The 16,131-nt window shown below is 70.5% G+C and carries 22 protein-coding genes and 1 pseudogene; 22 read left to right on the top strand and 1 reads right to left on the bottom strand.

Annotated features, from left to right (window positions below; all coding sequences use genetic code 11):
* From CCN44_RS44425 to CCN44_RS15630, 10 genes and pseudogenes are all read left to right on the top strand, one after another.
* Positions 1-277, top strand: a pseudogene (locus CCN44_RS44425) (hypothetical protein); the annotation flags it as partial.
* Positions 274-1,101, top strand: a complete 828-nt coding sequence (locus CCN44_RS15665; protein ID WP_086697979.1) for a hypothetical protein — start codon at positions 274-276, stop codon at positions 1,099-1,101. The pseudogene CCN44_RS44425 and the gene CCN44_RS15665, both read left to right, overlap by 4 nt.
* 46 nt (positions 1,102-1,147) lie before the next feature.
* Positions 1,148-1,318, top strand: a complete 171-nt coding sequence (locus tag CCN44_RS44420) for a hypothetical protein (RefSeq protein WP_158103105.1) — start codon at positions 1,148-1,150, stop codon at positions 1,316-1,318.
* Positions 1,319-1,705: 387 nt separating this feature from the next.
* A complete protein-coding gene (locus CCN44_RS15660) occupies positions 1,706-2,263 on the top strand; it encodes a hypothetical protein (RefSeq protein WP_086697978.1) in 558 nt (185 codons plus the stop codon).
* 359 nt (positions 2,264-2,622) lie between these two features.
* Complete coding sequence (locus tag CCN44_RS15655; RefSeq protein ID WP_086697977.1) at positions 2,623-3,036, top strand: hypothetical protein; 414 nt, start codon at positions 2,623-2,625, stop codon at positions 3,034-3,036.
* 63 nt (positions 3,037-3,099) lie between these two features.
* Positions 3,100-3,669, top strand: coding sequence for a hypothetical protein (locus CCN44_RS15650; protein ID WP_086697976.1), 570 nt, complete (start codon positions 3,100-3,102; stop codon positions 3,667-3,669).
* Positions 3,656-4,933 (top strand): PBSX family phage terminase large subunit, encoded by a 1,278-nt coding sequence (locus CCN44_RS15645; RefSeq protein WP_086697975.1) that lies wholly within the window; start codon positions 3,656-3,658, stop codon positions 4,931-4,933. Before CCN44_RS15650 ends, CCN44_RS15645 begins: the two co-directional genes overlap by 14 nt.
* The gene (locus CCN44_RS15640) at positions 4,930-5,142 is read left to right on the top strand and encodes a hypothetical protein (protein WP_086697974.1); all 213 of its coding nucleotides are present in this window, start codon (positions 4,930-4,932) and stop codon (positions 5,140-5,142) included. Before CCN44_RS15645 ends, CCN44_RS15640 begins: the two co-directional genes overlap by 4 nt.
* Positions 5,123-6,637, top strand: a complete 1,515-nt coding sequence (locus tag CCN44_RS15635; protein ID WP_086697973.1) for a phage portal protein — start codon at positions 5,123-5,125, stop codon at positions 6,635-6,637. Before CCN44_RS15640 ends, CCN44_RS15635 begins: the two co-directional genes overlap by 20 nt.
* Positions 6,638-6,651: 14 nt before the next feature.
* Entirely contained in the window at positions 6,652-7,767 is a 1,116-nt protein-coding gene (locus CCN44_RS15630; protein WP_086697972.1) for a phage minor capsid protein, read from the top strand.
* Here CCN44_RS15630 and CCN44_RS15625 read toward each other — a convergent pair.
* Positions 7,764-8,003: a hypothetical protein gene (locus tag CCN44_RS15625; RefSeq protein WP_086697971.1), complete on the bottom strand. Its 240-nt coding sequence runs from the start codon at positions 8,001-8,003 to the stop codon at positions 7,764-7,766. The two genes, CCN44_RS15630 and CCN44_RS15625, sit on opposite strands and share 4 nt — an antisense overlap.
* Before the next feature lie 110 nt (positions 8,004-8,113).
* On the opposite strand from CCN44_RS15625, the gene CCN44_RS15620 reads away from it, so the two are divergent.
* The 12 genes from CCN44_RS15620 to CCN44_RS15565 all read left to right on the top strand — a co-directional run.
* On the top strand, positions 8,114-8,905 hold the full coding sequence (locus CCN44_RS15620; protein ID WP_086697970.1) for a hypothetical protein: 792 nt from the start codon (positions 8,114-8,116) through the stop codon (positions 8,903-8,905).
* A gap of 26 nt (positions 8,906-8,931) precedes the next feature.
* The gene (locus CCN44_RS15615; RefSeq protein WP_086697969.1) at positions 8,932-9,882 is read left to right on the top strand and encodes a P22 phage major capsid protein family protein; all 951 of its coding nucleotides are present in this window, start codon (positions 8,932-8,934) and stop codon (positions 9,880-9,882) included.
* Positions 9,879-10,256 carry a hypothetical protein gene (locus CCN44_RS15610; RefSeq protein WP_086697968.1) on the top strand — a complete coding sequence of 126 codons (378 nt, stop codon included), beginning with the start codon at positions 9,879-9,881 and terminating at the stop codon, positions 10,254-10,256. Before CCN44_RS15615 ends, CCN44_RS15610 begins: the two co-directional genes overlap by 4 nt.
* Before the next feature lie 3 nt (positions 10,257-10,259).
* Entirely contained in the window at positions 10,260-10,769 is a 510-nt protein-coding gene (locus CCN44_RS15605) for a hypothetical protein (RefSeq protein WP_086697967.1), read from the top strand.
* Between the two features lie 27 nt (positions 10,770-10,796).
* Positions 10,797-11,225, top strand: a complete 429-nt coding sequence (locus tag CCN44_RS15600; RefSeq protein WP_086697966.1) for a hypothetical protein — start codon at positions 10,797-10,799, stop codon at positions 11,223-11,225.
* Entirely contained in the window at positions 11,219-11,533 is a 315-nt protein-coding gene (locus tag CCN44_RS15595; protein ID WP_237480945.1) for a hypothetical protein, read from the top strand. The genes CCN44_RS15600 and CCN44_RS15595 overlap by 7 nt, the downstream gene beginning before the upstream one ends.
* Before the next feature lie 9 nt (positions 11,534-11,542).
* The gene (locus tag CCN44_RS15590) at positions 11,543-11,893 is read left to right on the top strand and encodes a hypothetical protein (protein ID WP_086697965.1); all 351 of its coding nucleotides are present in this window, start codon (positions 11,543-11,545) and stop codon (positions 11,891-11,893) included.
* A complete protein-coding gene (locus CCN44_RS15585) occupies positions 11,890-12,327 on the top strand; it encodes a minor capsid protein (protein ID WP_086697964.1) in 438 nt (145 codons plus the stop codon). Before CCN44_RS15590 ends, CCN44_RS15585 begins: the two co-directional genes overlap by 4 nt.
* A 9-nt stretch (positions 12,328-12,336) precedes the next feature.
* A complete protein-coding gene (locus tag CCN44_RS15580) occupies positions 12,337-12,813 on the top strand; it encodes a phage tail tube protein (RefSeq protein ID WP_086697963.1) in 477 nt (158 codons plus the stop codon).
* Positions 12,810-13,340, top strand: coding sequence for a DUF7426 family protein (locus tag CCN44_RS15575; protein ID WP_086697962.1), 531 nt, complete (start codon positions 12,810-12,812; stop codon positions 13,338-13,340). The genes CCN44_RS15580 and CCN44_RS15575 overlap by 4 nt, the downstream gene beginning before the upstream one ends.
* A 53-nt stretch (positions 13,341-13,393) precedes the next feature.
* Entirely contained in the window at positions 13,394-13,543 is a 150-nt protein-coding gene (locus CCN44_RS15570; RefSeq protein WP_244203925.1) for a hypothetical protein, read from the top strand.
* Between the two features lie 6 nt (positions 13,544-13,549).
* Positions 13,550-16,131, top strand: a 2,582-nt coding sequence (locus CCN44_RS15565; protein ID WP_086697961.1) for a phage tail tape measure protein, incomplete at its 3' end; no start/stop codon positions are given.

Raw genomic sequence — 16,131 nt, 5'->3', positions numbered from 1 at the left:
CACCGGCAAGGACGGCACCACCCTCGCCAACGCCTCCGCCCCGGGGCTCGACAGCTACGGCGCCGTCGTCATCACCGCGCTGACCGCGGCGTTGTGGTGGCTGAGGAAGTCGATCGCCAAGGCCGTGAAGGGGAAGTGGAAGAAGGGCGTCCTCACCGGGTGCGTGCTGTGCATCTCCACCGGCACCGCCGCGGTCATCGCTCAGACCGTCGTCGGCGGCGCCAACGACCTGGGTGCGCTCGTCCTCGGTCAGATCGCCACCGGGACCTTCGTATGAGCGCCCCCACCACCGCGCAGTGGCTGCGCGCCGCCGCCGACCAGATCGCCGTCGGCAGCACACGGCTGGCCACCGATCGGGCGCGCCGCACCATCCAGTGGCTGCGCCGCTCGATCAGGCGCGCCCGGGCGTGGGTGGGGGAGGCCTCGGGGTTCGACAAGGCGCTCCGCCTGGCGCTGCTGGCCGCCGGCGTCTGGATCCTCCGCAAGGTCGGCGTCCGCCTGGGCGGGTGGGCGTACGGCCGGATCGAGTCAGGCGCCTGGTGGTGGCTGCTGACCGCCTGCACCGTCGTCTGGACGGTGGCGGCCTACCGCGCCGGCCGAGCGGACTGGACACCGAAGCAGCCGCAGCTGGAGCCCGCCGACGCCGCCCCGGACGAGGAACCGCCGGCCGAAGGGGAGCAGCCGCAGCCGGCCGTCGAGCAGGCCCCGGCCGGGCCGCCGCCCGTCTCCCCCGTCGCACTCGTCGCCGCGGTCCGGGACATCGGCACCCCGCACGCCCAGCTGAAGCCCCTCGCCGACCACCTCGGCACCACCACCGACGCGGTGCGCGCCGCGGCCCGTCGGATGGGGTGGGCGGTCAAGGACGTGCGGATGGCCGGCCGGTCGGCGTCGGCCGGGCTCCGCTGGGACGAGGTCCCCTCCCCGCCCCCGGCCGACCCCTTCCCGGGTGTCGTCGGTGCAGGTCAGCCCGCCGACGACAACGACGACGACACCGACGAGGAGGGGCCCGAGAAGGGGGTGCGTGTAGTGCGCACCGATGGCGGGCTGATCGTCTACGACCTCGCCGACACCCACCGCCGCCGCGGCACCGTCCGCGCATGAAACCCCCCCGGGCGCCCGCCTCGGGCCACCTAAAAGAGGAACCGACATGGACAAGCAGGCCGCGATCGAGGAAGCCGCCCGCGAGGTGCTCGCGCACGGCGGCCCGGACTGCCTCACCGATCCGAAGCAGGTGACGCGGGCGATGACCCGCGCCTACGGCCTCGGAGCCACCGAGCAGGACATCACCGCCGAGATGCGCCGCCAGCGCGGCGCCTGACCCCCCTAGAACCCGGGGCGGCCGTCCGCCTGGCAGCTAGCCGGCCGCCCCGGTCCACCCATCCCGAACACGAGATAGGAGACCGCCATCATGGCACTCGGATTCAAGTAGCCGATCGAGCCCGACGACCCGCGTCTGCAGGGCCACGAGACCGTCTACCAGGCGTCCCGCGGCGGCTACTACCCGCAGGAGGAGCGGCCCGTGCCGGGTACGCCGAAGGACGAGCAGGAGAGCTGACGCCCTGCCACACTGGGTGCTGCGCCCCGCTGTCGCCCCCCGTCGACGGCGGGGCCACTCATTTGGGTCACAGGTTGACCACACCCACCTCACACCGAGTACGCGCACACGCATGATGCCCACACACCGCACGATCCCTGGGGGGGACCCATGAGCGACACCACGCCCACACCGCCGACCCCGAGCTTCCCGCCGCCCCCGCCGCCGGCACCGAAGAAGTCCCGAACCCACCTCGTCATCATCGGCTCAGCAGCTGCCGTCATCGCGGCTGTCATCGGCACTGGCGTCGTGGTCGTGCAGTCCAGCAATGACGACAGCAAGCCGACGGCCACCGCGACAACGAGCACCCCGGCCGAGGAAGCGGCGACTGCCACCGAGGAGGACCCGGAGCCGACGTACGCCGAGGTGACGGCGGCCAACTTCACGATCTCGTTGCGCACCACCAAGCGGCAGTGCTTCGGGTCGGCGGGCTGCAACATGACGGTCGAGCCGACGCTGACCCTCGTGGGTGATAGTGGCAGCATCGACCCGGACGCCGTGTACGAGATCACCTACGAGATTCGCGGCGACGAGTCTGGCCCGGTCATCGAGACGGCTGAGCTGTCGAACCAGACCAGCTTGAACTACCGGCCGTCAATGATCAGTACGGCTTCGGCGGGTACGAAGGTGTCTGTGGAGATCACCGACGTCACGGAGCAGGGGGTTTGATCGCGTACGCGGTAGTGACATTCGCGCCATGTGGGGCGTAGCGTTTCGGCCAGCGGCAGCCGTGCGGCCCGGTCTTCCGGGCGGGGGTTGTGGAGTACGACCCCGCCTCCCCCGTATGGCTGCCGCGCAGACGTACAGCGGCCCCGCTCCGGCTCGTCCGGGCGGGGCCGTCGCCTTGCACCGAACGGCCCTAACGGCGACGCCAACCCCCCAGGCCTGCCGCCCGCGCGACAACCTCAACCCAGCTTGACGTTGAAGCCGATCATGCCTCACTATGGGCCGCAGATCTGGCATGCCCGGAAACAGACGTGAAGCGTCCGGCATGATGTCCCCTCAGCCACATAGGTCCTAGGGGGGACATGAACATCCGCATCACCGCCGCCGTCATCACCGCGGCTTCCGCGCTCGCGCTCACCGCCTGCTCGTCAAGCAGCGACTCCAGCACTGAGAGCGCCCCGAGTCCGAAGGCCTCGAAGACACCCAGTCCCGACTGGAGCGCTGCCGAGCAGGCCGCCGGCATCCCGCCGAAGCCGACCGGCGCCACGCGCGAGGAGCTGCTCCGGGCCCTCGCTGCGGCGAACCCGGACATCGTGAAGTACGAGGACAAGGCCATCGACGCCGCACGCAACCAGTGCTCCGCCATCAACGGCGGCAGCAGCAAGGCGGATTGGTCCGCAGCTCAGCGCTTCACGTACAAGGACGTCACCACCACCGAGGCGCAGGGCAAGCAGATCAACGAGGCGCTGAAGGGCCTCGGCTTCTGCAAGGTCTGACCCGTACCGCACCAGGCCCGGCCCACGACGGCCGGGCCTTCGCATGTCCGGGAGGAGGCAGCCGTGCCCAACCCGCCCCGCAAGAACGGTCTCCGCAAGGACCAGCGGCCCGTCACCGAAGCTGACTACGACGAGGTCCGGCGCCTCCACGCCCAGGGCCTCGGCCGCAACGCCATCGCCCGCGAGATGGGCCGCGGCCCCCGCACCGTCAGTGTGATCGCCGCCGAACTCGGCCTCGTCTTCGACGTCACGATGACCGAGGAAGCCACCCGGCACCGCGTCGCCCAGCTCGCCGCACTGCGCGCCGAGACCGCGATCGACCTCCACCTGGACGCCCTCAAGCTCACCCAGTCCATGTGGGAACCCGCCGTCATCTACAACTTCGGCGGCAAGGAGAACACGTACGCCTACGAGCACGTGGACGAGCCGCCCGCGATCGACAAGAAGAACCTGATGGCCGCGGCCGGCATCGCTCTGGAGAAGTCTCTGAAGCTCGTACCGCCGGCCGAGGACTCCGGCGCCGAGGACGCGCGCTCGATGCTCGGCCAGCTGATGGTCGGCCTGAAAGCGGCGTACGACCAGGCCGTCACCGAGGAGGCCGCCAACGGGGAGGCGGAGGGTGAGTCTCCTTGATGCGCTGCCGCTGTCCCGAAAGCAGATCATCTCGGTGGTCGAGGCGACGGCACGCATCAATGCGTGGGAGGGCAGCGTCCGTTCCGGGAAGACGATCGCTTCGCTGATCTGCTGGCTCGCGTTCGTCGCGGACGCCCCGACCGGCGGCGAACTGGTGATGGTGGGCCGCACCCGCGACTCGCTGTACCGCAACGTGATCCAGCCGCTGACCAACCCGGAGATCTTCGGAAAGCTCTCCAAGCAGATCAAGTACAACCCGGGTGCACCGATCGCCTACATCATGGGCCGCGTCGTGCATGTCCTCGGCGCGAACGACGCGAAGGCCGAGCCGAAGGTCCGCGGTATGACCTGCTCGGGCGCCTACGTGGACGAGGCGACGACGCTGCCGAAGACGTTCTTTGACCAGCTCCTCGCCCGTTGCTCCGTCACCGGTGCACGGGTGTTCACCACGACGAACCCGGACAACCCCGCGCACTGGTTCCGCAAGGAGTACCTGAAGCGGCCGGCCGAGACCGGGCTGCGCTCGTGGCACTTCACCCTGGACGACAACCCGTACCTCGACCCGCAATACGTAGCCTTCCTGAAGACCACCTACACCGGGCTCTTCTACCGGCGGAACATCCTCGGACACTGGGTGCAAGCCGAGGGCGCGATCTACGAGGCGTTCGACCCGGAGCGGCACATCACCGCAGACCTCCCGCGGATCGACCGCTGGCTGTGCGACGCGATCGACTACGGCACGACCAACCCGTATGCCGACCTGCTGCTCGGCCTCGGTTCCGACCAGCGGCTGTACGTGGTGTCGGAGTACCGTTGGGACTCGCGCGCTGAACGGCGCAAGATGACCGACGCCGAGTACAGCCTGGCGCGGCGCCGCTGGCTGGCTGCCGTGCCGCAGCCGACCACGAACGTCGTGGGTGTGCAGCCGGAGTGGACGATTGTCGACCCGTCGGCCGCGTCGTACATCGAGCAGCTGCACCGCGATGGCGTGTCCGGAGTGACGGCTGCGGACAACTCGGTCGTGGACGGGATCCGCACGGTCTCCAGCCTGCTCGCCGGGGACCGGCTGCGCATCCACCCGTCGGCCACTGGCCTGATCGAGGAAATCCCGGGCTACTCCTGGGACGACGACGCCGCGGAACGCGGTGAGGACAAGCCCATCAAGCAGGACGACCACAGCTGTGACGCGCTCCGGTATGGGGTGCGGACGACCGAGGCCCTGTGGCGGCCGCACATGCCGACCAGACTGGAGGTGGCCGCATGACCGGTCCGATCGTGCGCCTGCCCGTCTACCTCCAAGTCGGCAGCAACGCCGAGCCCCTCGAAGTCGGGTGGGTGGAGGTCGAAGTAGGCAAGGACACGGAGGTCGACATCAGGTCGGCCGTGGCCGCTGTGCTGCGGGCATCCGCCGACGGACTGGACAGCCTGCCCACGGACGACGAGGAGGTGCCGGATGCCGCTGCCCACGGGTGACATCGCCTGGCCGCCCCCATACCTCGCCCCGGCCTTGGACGCCATGCACACCTGGGACACCTGGTGGTCCGGCGATCCTGACCGCCTGGAGCAGCTGTACGGGGGCAGCACCGGCGGCGGCCCCGACCCGAAACGGCTTCAGTTCGCCGGCGGTGTGGTCGGCCGGATCGCTCGCTGGTGGTGGGGTACACCCACGGCGCCCGGCGAACGGCGCACGAAGCTGCATGTGCCGCTCGCCGGGGACCTGTGCGGCGGCTCAGCCGACCTACTGTTCAGCGAGCCGCCCATGTTCGTCGTGGACGACAAGGACACCCAGGACCGGTTGGACCAGCTGACCGACGACGGCCTGCTCGCCACCCTGCAAACCGCCGCCGAAGTCGGCGCCGCGCTCGGCGGCGTATACCTCCGGCCCGTCTACGACACCGACATCGCTGACCGACCATGGATCGACGCCGTCCACGCCGACCGCGCCATCCCCGAGTTCCGATGGAGCAGGCTCGCCGCCGTCACCTTCTGGCGCATCGTCGGCGAGGCAGACGGCCAGGTCTGGCGGCACCTGGAACGGCACGAGCCTGGGGTCATCCTGCACGGCCTCTACCAGGGCACCAAGGACAACCTCGGTCGGCCCGTGCCGCTTGAGGACAACCCGGCTACCGCGCCCTTCGCCGCCGACGTCAACGAGGACGGTGCGATCCCCACCGGGTACGCCGGCCTCGACGTCGCTTACATCCCGAACCAGTCCTCCCGCCGCTGGCGCTCCAAGCCGCGTCTCCAGGACCTCGGCCGCAGCGACCTCGACGGCGTCGAGCCGCTCATGGACGCCCTGGACGAGACCTACTCCAGCTGGATGCGGGACATCCGCATCGGCAAGGGCCGCGTCATCACACCGAACGCCTACCTCCAGTCCCACGGACCCGGGCGCGGCGCATCGTGGAACCCTGACCAGGAGGTCTTTGCCGGGCTGGACATGCTGGCCCGTGCCGACGCCAGCAGCCAGCTCACCGCGGTCCAGTTCGCCATCAGGGTGCAGGAGCACCGGGACACGGCCGAGGACCTGGTGAACCAGATCCTTCGGTCTGCCGGCTACTCGGGCCAGACCTTCGGCATCGGTGGCGACGTCGCTGTGACGGCCACCGAGGTCAACGCCCGGGAGCGCCGGTCGATGACGACGCGCGGCCGAAAGGTGCTGCGGTGGCGGCCGGCGCTGGCGCACGTCATCGAGGCGCTGCTGGCGGTGGACCGGGAGGTGTTCGGCAGCAACGTGGTGCCGCAGCGGCCGACGGTGGAGTTCGAGGACTCCGTCCAGGAGGATCCGCTGTCGCTGGCGAACACCGTCGACGTCCTGCGCCGGGCGCAGGCCGCATCGACGGACACCCTCGTGCGTATGGCGCACCCCGAGTGGGACGACACCCAGGTGCAAGCCGAAGTCGCGCGGATCCAGCAGGAGAACGGCACTGCCGTGCCGGACCCGATGCAGACCGGCGCGCTGCCGTAGGGGGGTGATCGGCCGTGCCCGTCTCCCCGGCCCTCGCCGAGGACTTGGCCGCCGCCGTCGCCGACTTGTACGAGGCCGCCGAAGGCGTCCTCATCGAGCGGATCCGCCAGGCCCTGGCGGAGGGCATCGACTCGCCCGCCTGGGTGCAGATGAAGCTCGCCGCGGTCGGCAATCTCCAGACCGCCATCGAGGCGGTCATCGCTGCTCTCCAGGCCGATGCCACCGGCGCGATCCACCAGGCCGTCGCGGAGGCGTACGACCGCGGGCAGCAGGCGGCCGTCGCGGAACTCGGCGCGCTGGGAGCAGCTCAGACCCTGAGGGCTGTGGAGGTCGTTCCGACTGCGCCGGTCGTGGACCGGCTCGCTCGGGCCGCCGTGGACGACACGGGGCCCGTCTACCTGCGGATCCTGCGCACCACGCTGGACGCGTACCGGGCCGTCGTCGCCCGCGCGGCGGCCGGGCCAGCCCTGGGGGCTCAGACCCGCCGGCAGGCCGCGCAGTCCGCGCTGGACGAGTTCGCGAACCGGGGAATCACCGGGTTCATCGACCGGACCGGCCGGGCTTGGGAGATGCGGTCGTACGTCGAGATGGCCATGCGGTCGGTCCTCGGCCGGGCCGCGATCGAGGCCCACACGGATCGGCTCGGCGCGGCCGGGGTGGACCTGGTGATCGTGTCGCAGGCTCCGGAGGAGTGCCCGTTGTGCCGGCCGTGGGAGCGGAAGATCCTCGCTCGCACCGGCGCGCCTGGCGGGCGCGAGGTCCAGGTCGAACACGCCGCCGAGGACGGCCGCATGGTCACGGTCCGCGTGGCGGGATCACTGCCGGAGGCACGGGCGGCGGGGCTGATGCATCCGAACTGCCGCCACAGCGTGAGCGCCTACCGGCCCGGTGTGTCCCGGATCCCGGAGCAGCAGCCGTCACGCGGCACCTATGAGAACACGCAGAAGCAGCGGTACATGGAGCGGCAGATCCGGCGGTGGAAGCGGCGGGAGGCCGCAGCGATGGACAACGCCGCGCGTACGGCCGCCCGTGCGCGGGTGCGCGCGTACCAGGCGCGGATTCGTGAGCTGGTCGCGGACACGAGCCTGCCGCGCAAGTCGCACCGCGAGCAGCTCACGACGGCCCGCTAGAGCCCGCGGACCCTCGCAGGCGGATTGTCCTGGCTGGACTTGGCGTCGCCGACGACGCTAAACCAGGCAGCCGGTCCGTAGGTCACGAACGGCTCGGCCTTCTTGTCGATGTAGCCGCCAGCCTCCTTCTCCCATATGAGAAGCGCGCCGTTGTCACCGACGGAGTAGCGGTATTCCCGCCCCTCACCGTCCTCGAAGCGGCCGTCTTCGTCGATCTTGTCGCTGTTGAACTTCACCTGAACTCCCATAGCGGCACGTTAAACGATCTCCCGCCAGGCGCGGGCGCTCGTACCGATTTCCGGTCCGCCAGGCGCGGGCCTTTCCGATGCGCACCAGGAGTGCACACATGCAGAAGCGAACTGTTCCCAGGCTGGCCCGCGCTGGCTGGGCACATCCGTACGCCACGGGCCCTTTCGACCCGTATCTGTACGCCGACGGCGGGGACGGAGGCGACTCCGGATCCGACAGCGGCGACAGCGGTGACGACGGCGGCACGGACGACTCCGACACTGGTGACGACGCTGCCGACGGGACCGGCGACGACGGCCAGGGCGACGACGGGGCCAAGGACGACAAGCCCAAGCCGAAGCCGCCCGCGAAGAAGGACGCCGAGGAGGACCCGGCCGCCACGATCGCCCGGCTCCGGAAGGAGCTGAAGACGGCGAACGCGGACGCCGCGAAGGCCCGCACCAACGCGAAGAAGGCCGCCGCCGACGAGGCGCGCACGCAGATCGTGCAGGAGCTGGGCAAGGCACTCGGCCTGATCAAGGACGACAAGGACACCCCGCCGGACCCGGCCGCGCTCACCACGCAGATCGAGAAGGCCACGGCCGCTCACCGGGAGACGGCGATCGAGCTGGCGGTGTACCGGGGCGCGTCCAAGCACGGCGCGGACCCCGAGGCGCTCACCGACTCCCGGGCGTTCCTGCGTTCCATCGCCGACCTCGATCCGACCGACGAGGAGTTCACGAAGAAGGTCACCGCCGCCATCAAGGCCGCGGTCGCAGACAACCCCAAGCTCAAGGCCGCGAGCGCGCCTCCGCGCAGCAGCGGCGACTTCTCCGGCAGCTCGGAGAAGCCCAAGTCGAAGAACACCATCGAGGCGCAGCGCGAGGCGTACCGCAAGGGACGCCGCTGAGCCTCCGAACCTGATGGGAGGCCCTTGTGGCCAACACCTTCCTCACCCCCGACCAGATCGCCACGAGGGCGCTCGCCACGCTGTACGAGACGACCACCATGGCGCAGCTCGTGCACCGCGACTTCGAGCCCGACTTCCAGGGCCGGCAGGGCGACACCATCACGGTGCGCAAGCCCGCGGTGTTCACGGCCAACGAGTTCAACCGGGCCACCGGCATCGTCACGCAGAACGCGACCGAGACCGGCATTCCCGTCACGCTGAACCACTTCGCCGACGTCAGCGTCCCGGTCACGACGGAGCAGCTCACCCTGGAGATCAACGACTTCGGCGTGCAGCTGCTGGACCCGATGATGAAGGCCATTAGCGAGAAGATCGATCGCGACCTCCTCGCCCTGCGCGACGACATCACCCAAGAAGTGGGCGCGGTCGCTGAGAACGCGGACGGCGAGAACCACAACTACACCGACGGGCACTACCCGTGGTCGGACTCCCGCGTCCTCATCGAGGCCGGCGCGATCCTCGACACCAAGAACGTCCCGCAGGACGAGCGGCGCGTCGTCGTGGGCCCGCGCACCAAGGCCCGCTGGATGGCCGAGAAGATCTGGCGCGCGGCGAACGAGCGCGGCTCCACGGTGGGGCTGACCCAGGCGCAGTTCGGCGCGCAGGCCTCCGGATTCGACCCGTACATGTCGCAGAACATCGCCGGACCGGCGGCCAACCCGACTACCGGCCAGCCGACCACCGAGGTGGACGTCGCGTTCCACCGCACCGCGTTCGCGCTGGTCACTCGGACGCTGGAGATCCCGCCGGGCGCGCAGGACGCCGCGATCATGGACTTCGAGGGGTTCGCGCTGCGCGTGGTCTACGACTACGACATCAAGTACAAGCAGACCGTCGTCTCCGTCGACTGCCTGTACGGCACCAAGACCCTCGACGCAAACAGGGCCGTCCTGATCAAGGGAGCTGACCAGGCATGATCCGCTACCGCAACGAGAACACCGGCGACGTGGTCGAGCGGGACACCGAGGACGCCCGACTGGACGCGCTCGCGAACTGGGAACGCCTCCGCGACGACGAGACGCCCGGCCCGGCCCGCCCCGATGGCGTCCTGTCGCGGCCGCAGGCCTCGCCGGGAACCGCCCCGACCGACCCGGCCAGTCCTCGCGCCCAGGAGCAGGCGAAGGCCGAGGAGCAGCAGGAGGAGGCCGGTGATCCGCCGGCCAAGTCGGCGTCCAAGGGCGAGTGGGTGGAGTACGCCCTGAAGCGGGCGGTGTCCGACGAGGAGCGGCAGGAGATCCCGCAGCTCACCAAGGAGCTGCTCATCGCCAAGTACGGCGGCGAGGAGGCGTAGCTGATGGGGCTCTCCAGCACTCTCGCCGTCAGCGCGTTCACCGAGCTGACCGGCCCATCCGGACTCGGCACGGCCCGGCTCCCGGCCGGCCTCTCGCGGGCGGTGACGCTCGCCTCAGGCACCGGGGCCGGGAAGGCCGACAAGGCGTACACCGCGCGCCGGACCATCGCGGCGAACGGCACGGACGACCTCGACCTGGCCGGCGTGCTCACCGACGCCTTCGGCGGCACGATCACCTACGCCAAGATCAAGGGCCTGGTCATCGCGGCCGACGTGGGGAACACGAACAACGTCGTGATCGGCAATCCGGCCAGCAACGCCTGGGCCACACTCCTGAACGCCACCGGCACGCTCACCCTGCGGCCCGGCGCAGTGTTCGCCGCCATCGCCGGGTCGGCGGACGCCACGGCCTACAGCGTGACCGCGTCCACCGGCGACGTCCTCCGCCTGGCCAACTCGGGCGGTGGCAGCACGGTCACGTACGACATCTGCATCGTGGGGACCTCCGCGTAGCAGGCCACCGCAGAGGAGGACCAGCCCATGGCAAGCCGCGTCTACGCGACGGTCGCACAGTACGAGGAGTACACCGGGACGTCCCCGGCGCCGGCCGGCACCGGCAGCCGACTGGGTACGGCGTCGCGGATGCTGGAGCGGCTGGTCCTGCGGTACTGCCAGTACGACGTCGACCCGGCGGGTTCGCCGACCCACCCGCTGGTCGTCGCTGCGTTCCGGGACGCTGTCTGTGCCCAGGTCAGCTGGTGGGACCACGTCGGCGAACCGTCCGGCGCGGACGCGGTCGGCTGGGGCTCGATCGCCATCGGCTCCGTCCAGCTCGGCCGCTCAGTGACGGCGGTGTCCGGAGGAGACGCCCCGGCCCGGCAGCTCGCGCCGGAAGCCTGGGACGCGCTGCTCAGCCCGGACCTGACTCCGGACATCTTCCGTATGGGCGCGGTGACCACGTCGTGCTGATTCCGCGCTTCCTGATGCGCCACCGGATCACCGTCGAGCCGTACCTGGGCGACACCAGCAAGGGACCCTCGTACGGGCCTCCTGTGGTCGTGCGGTGCTTCCTGGACGAGCAGACCCGCGGCGTGCGTTCCCCGGGCGGCGAGGACGTCACCTCGACGTCGACCGCGTACGCCGACCCGGGCACGACCGCGCCGGCGTTCTCGCGGGTGACGCTGCCCGGCGGCCGGGTCACCAAGGTCATCCAGACCAAGCAGCGGGACGGCGCCGGCCTGCCCACCCCTGACCACGTGGAGATCCAACTCGAATAGGGGGCCGCCGTGCCGCAGAGCTTCCGACTCCGCTTCGACTCCGGGCCTGCGACACGCGAGCTGCGTCAAGGGGCCGCTCGCGGGCTGTACCTCGCCGCGGAGCACGTCCTGGCCGAGGCGGACCAGGTAGTGCCGCTGGACGAGGCGGCGCTTCAGCGGTCCGGGACGGCGAGCGTCGATCCGCCGTCGTTGACCGCGATGGTCAGCTACGACACCCCGTACGCCGTCGTCCAGCACGAGCGGCTCGACTACAGGCACGCGCCCGGCCGGCAGGCCAAGTACCTGGAAGGGCCGCTCAACGCCGCCCGCGCTGAGGTGGCCGCCATCCTCGCCGCAGAGATCCGGCGGGCCTCGCGGTGAGCAGCACCCACGACGTCGACCTTCTCCAGGGCATCGCCGTGCTCTTGGCCACCGAGGGCATCGGCACCTACGCGCCCGATGACGTCCTACCGGCCGACGGTACGGGCATCGTGCTCGGCCGGGTGCCGGACGGCCCGGACCGGATCGTCGGCCTGACGCCGTACCCGGTCGCCGACGACGACACCACGGACGCAATCACCGGGATCCAGGTGCGCATGCGCGCGGGCACGGACCCGACCGACCTGGTGCAGCTCGCCGCCGACGTCTTCTCGGCACTGCACAACCGGCAGCACTACCAGGTCGCGGGCGTCCACGTGGCCCTGTCGTGGCGGCAGTCGCAGGCGTGGATCGGCCAGGACGACCGGGGCCGCATGGAGCTGACCGCGAACTACTACCTCCGGACCGTGCGGTCCGGGCCCTACCTGAACGACTAGGAGGACGCCATGTCCACCCCCACGCCCATCACGGCTCTCGCCCGCCGCTGGCGGCTGGAGATCGACATGTCCAGCGCGAAGGACGGCAGCGACTGGCAGCTGGTGCCCGGCATCACCAGCTTCACGCCGGCCGCCGAGCCGAACATCGAGGACTCCAGCAGCTACGACTCCGAAGGCTGGGCCGAGAACACCAAGACGGGCCAGAGCTGGGAACTGGGCGTCACGATCAACCGCAAGGTCAACGACCAGACAAAGGTGTACCACCCCACCCACGAGGCGATCCGGCTCGCGGCTTTCTCCTCTGGCAGTGCCAGCGAGATCCACGTCCGCTACTTCGACCGCAACGGGCTCCCGGAGGCGTACGAGGGCACCGCGCTGGTCACCTGGGCGCCGTCCGGCGGCGAGTACACCGCCCTGGACCAGGTCGAGCTGACCCTGACCGGCACCGGCCCGCTCCAGCTCATCACCAACCCGGTCGCCGCATGAGCGGCGGCAACACCTTCGAGACGCTCGACGCCTTCCTCGATGAGTACCTGGAGCTGCCCGTGCGTGGCCGGGACGGGCAGGTGCGTGTCTACCGGATCGAGGAGCCGTCGGCCGAGGACGGCCTGCGGATCGAGCGGATCACGTCGCTGGCGGCCCGGCTCGCCGCCGGCGGGAAGGCGCCGGATGCCCCGGTCCTCGGCGACGAGGAGGAGCTGGACCTGTACCGGATGTGTCTCGGCAGCGCCTACGAGAAGCTGCGCACCGAGCTGAAGTGGGGCGCCTTCAAGCACGTGGCCCTGACCGCCATGTTCTGGGTGACCACCGATGCCGACACCGCGCGTCAGTTCTGGAAGACGGGCCAGCAGCCGGGAAAAGCACCGAGAAACAGGGCGGAGCGTCGGCAGGCGTCGCGCGACTCCTCGGCGTCGGCTGCGGCGAGTACGACCCCGTCACCGGCCTCTACGAGTGGTACGAGGGCGGCATCCCAGCCCCGCAGAAGGGCAAAGCGGAGGCGCCCGCAGACCTGACCTGGGACCGCCTCCTGGCCCAGTGGGCGCTGATCGAGGCGGACCTGCACGAGGTGTACGGCATCGACGTCGACTCCGGCGTCCTCCAGCAGCGCACCTGGCGCTGGCTCCGGATCCGCATCCTCGGCCTGCTCTCCGCCGAGTCCCGTCTCGCGCGTCACTTCGCTCCGCCTCCCGATCCGTCCCAACCTGCCAGGAGGTGAGCGGCCGTGGCGCTGACCGTGGGTGAGCTGAACGCCATCCTCAGCGTGGACGACCGTGCGGTGGACCCCGCGCTGCGCCGCGCCGAGGACGCGATGCGGCAGACCGGCCAGCGCATGGGCGACGACGCCGACCGCGCCGGTCGACAGGCCGGCGAGCAGCTCGGCGACGGCATCGTCCGCAGCGCCGACGGCCGCCTGCGAGACGCCCGCGGCAGGTTCGTCGCGGCCGGCCGCCGGATCGGCGACGACGTCGGCGATGGCGCGACGGACGGCGCGGAAGAAGGCGGGGACGAGGCCGCCAGCGCGCTGGAAGGCGGCCTGGAGCAGGTCAAGGGACTCATCATCGGCGGCGTCATCGGCGCGGCCCTGATGCAGGGCCTCACTCAGGCCATCGAGCAGGGCCAGATCACCGGGAGGCTCGCGGCCCAGCTCGGCAAGACGCCCACCGAAGCCCAGCGATACGGCAAGCTCGCGGGCGAGCTGTACGCGGACGCGGTCACCGCCGACTTCCAGACTGCCGCAGATGCGATCAGCGCGGTCATGCGGGCGGGTATCGCTCCGCAGGACGCCACGAACGCGCAGCTCAAGTCCATCGCCACGAACGTCGCCGACCTCGCCACCACGTTCGAGCTGGATCTCGGGCAGACTGCGAACGCCGTCGGACAGATGATCAAGACAGGTCTCGCGAAGGACGGGCGGGAGGCGGTCGACGCGCTCACCGCAGGCCTTCAGCAGATGGGTCCGCGTGCGGACGACATCGTGGACACGTTCAACGAGTACAGCACGATCTTCCGGCAGTTGGGCATTGACGGCACCACGGCAACGGGCCTGCTCAGCCAGGGGCTGAAGGCCGGTGCCAGAGACACCGACGTAGTTGCCGACTCGCTGAAGGAACTCGTCCTGATCACCCAAGGCGGCGGCAAAACCGTCGATGAGGCGTTCAAGAAGATCGGCCTCAACGGCGCGGACATGCAGAAGGCCTTCTCAGAAGGCGGCCCCAAGGCGCGAGCTGCTCTGGACAAGGTCTTCGATGGGCTGCGCGGGGTGGGAAGCGAGAGCGACCGGCAGGCGATCGCTCTTGCCCTGTTCGGCACGAAGTCGGAGGACGTCCAAAGGGCTCTCTTCTCGCTCGACCCGTCCAAGGCGACCGACACCCTCGGGCAGGTCGGCGGCGCCGCGGACCGGATGGGCGACAGCCTGCGGGACAACGCCGGCGCCAAGGTCGAGCAGTTCAAACGCGGCATGCAGCAGGGCGTCGTGGACTTCCTCGGCACCACCGTGATCCCCGGCCTGATGGGCTTCTACAGCTTCCTCCAGGGCCACGAGGGCGAGGTCAAGGCCGCCGCCGTGGTGATCGGCGCCGTGCTCCTGCCGGTGATCGTCACCCTGGGCGTGCAGGCGCTGATCGCGGGCGGCCGGATGGCCGCGGCCTGGGTGATGGCGCTCGGCCCGATCGGCTGGATCGGCCTCGCGATCGGCGCCCTGGTTGTGCTGGTCCTCGGCTACTGGGACGAGGTCAGAGGCGGGACGCTCGCCGCCTGGGACTGGGTCGTCGGCAAGGTCTCGTCGGCGAAGGACAGCGTCCTCAACACGATCTCCGGTCTGGGACAGATCCCCGGCCAGGTGAGCGGCTACTTCGGTCAGGCCAAGGACTGGGCGGTGGCCAAGCTGGCCGCGCTGCTGGCGTGGCTGGCTGGTCTGCCTGGCCGCACCGGCTCGGCGCTCGCCGCCCTCGGCCCGGTCCTCGTCGGCCGCGCGTCATCCGCGTTCGGCAGCATGCGGGCCGCGGCGGTGGCGAAGGCCCTCGCGCTGGTGGCTTACATGGTCGGCCTGCCGGGGCGGATCTCGAAGGCGATCGGCAACCTGGGCGGGCTGCTGGTCTCCAAAGGTGCTGCAGTCGTGCAGGGCCTGTGGAACGGCATCAAGTCCATGGGCAGCTGGCTCAAGTCGCAGCTGATCAGCTGGGCGAAGTCGGCGATCCCCGGCCCGATCGCCAAGGCCTTGGGGATCCACAGCCCGAGCCGGGTGACCGCCGCTCAGGGCCGGTGGATCGCGCGCGGTCTGATCGAGGGGCTGACCGGCTCGGAGAAGCAGGTCAAGGCCGCCTCGGGCAAGCTCGCCGACATCATCGCCGACGGGCTGAAGCCCGGCCGGGCCCGGACGAGGGCGCTCGGCATCGTCTCGGCCGGCACCAAGCAGCTCCTCCGTCTCGCCCGGGACGAGGAGAGGGTGGCCGCGCGGCTGAAGGACGCGCAGAAGAAGCTCGCCGACCAGGTCGCTGCCCGGGACAAGCTGGCCGCGGACGTACGGAAGGGCATCCTCGACGCGGCGAACATCACCGGGCAGTCCGGCTCGCAGTCCCCGGAGGGGATCCTGGCCCGCCTTCAGCGGGGCAGGAAGGCCGCCGAGCTGTTCGCGAAGAACCTCGCGGCGCTGAAGAAGAAGGGCGTCCGCTCGGACCTGCTCCAGCAGATCGCCCAGGCCGGAGTTGAGCAGGGCTCTGCGGTCGCGGCGTCGCTCGCGTCCGCGACACCGGCGCAGATCAAGGCCATCAACAACGAGCAGGCCAAGCTCGCCAAGGCCGCCGG

The sequence above is a fragment of the Streptomyces tricolor genome, from assembly GCF_002155905.1.
In the GTDB taxonomy this organism is placed as follows: Bacteria; Actinomycetota; Actinomycetes; order Streptomycetales; family Streptomycetaceae; genus Streptomyces; species Streptomyces tricolor.
Note: the sequence above shows the minus strand (reverse complement) of the source record. Positions and strands in the feature narration are given on the sequence as shown.

Coding starts and splice junctions, on each gene's coding strand:
- CCN44_RS15665 (WP_086697979.1), top strand. CDS start 274: ATGAGCGCCCCCACCACCGCGCAGTGGCTGCGCGCCGCCGCCGACCAG.
- CCN44_RS44420 (WP_158103105.1), top strand. CDS start 1,148: ATGGACAAGCAGGCCGCGATCGAGGAAGCCGCCCGCGAGGTGCTCGCG.
- CCN44_RS15660 (WP_086697978.1), top strand. CDS start 1,706: ATGAGCGACACCACGCCCACACCGCCGACCCCGAGCTTCCCGCCGCCC.
- CCN44_RS15655 (WP_086697977.1), top strand. CDS start 2,623: ATGAACATCCGCATCACCGCCGCCGTCATCACCGCGGCTTCCGCGCTC.
- CCN44_RS15640 (WP_086697974.1), top strand. CDS start 4,930: ATGACCGGTCCGATCGTGCGCCTGCCCGTCTACCTCCAAGTCGGCAGC.
- CCN44_RS15635 (WP_086697973.1), top strand. CDS start 5,123: ATGCCGCTGCCCACGGGTGACATCGCCTGGCCGCCCCCATACCTCGCC.
- CCN44_RS15620 (WP_086697970.1), top strand. CDS start 8,114: ATGCAGAAGCGAACTGTTCCCAGGCTGGCCCGCGCTGGCTGGGCACAT.
- CCN44_RS15610 (WP_086697968.1), top strand. CDS start 9,879: ATGATCCGCTACCGCAACGAGAACACCGGCGACGTGGTCGAGCGGGAC.
- CCN44_RS15605 (WP_086697967.1), top strand. CDS start 10,260: ATGGGGCTCTCCAGCACTCTCGCCGTCAGCGCGTTCACCGAGCTGACC.
- CCN44_RS15600 (WP_086697966.1), top strand. CDS start 10,797: ATGGCAAGCCGCGTCTACGCGACGGTCGCACAGTACGAGGAGTACACC.
- CCN44_RS15580 (WP_086697963.1), top strand. CDS start 12,337: ATGTCCACCCCCACGCCCATCACGGCTCTCGCCCGCCGCTGGCGGCTG.
- CCN44_RS15575 (WP_086697962.1), top strand. CDS start 12,810: ATGAGCGGCGGCAACACCTTCGAGACGCTCGACGCCTTCCTCGATGAG.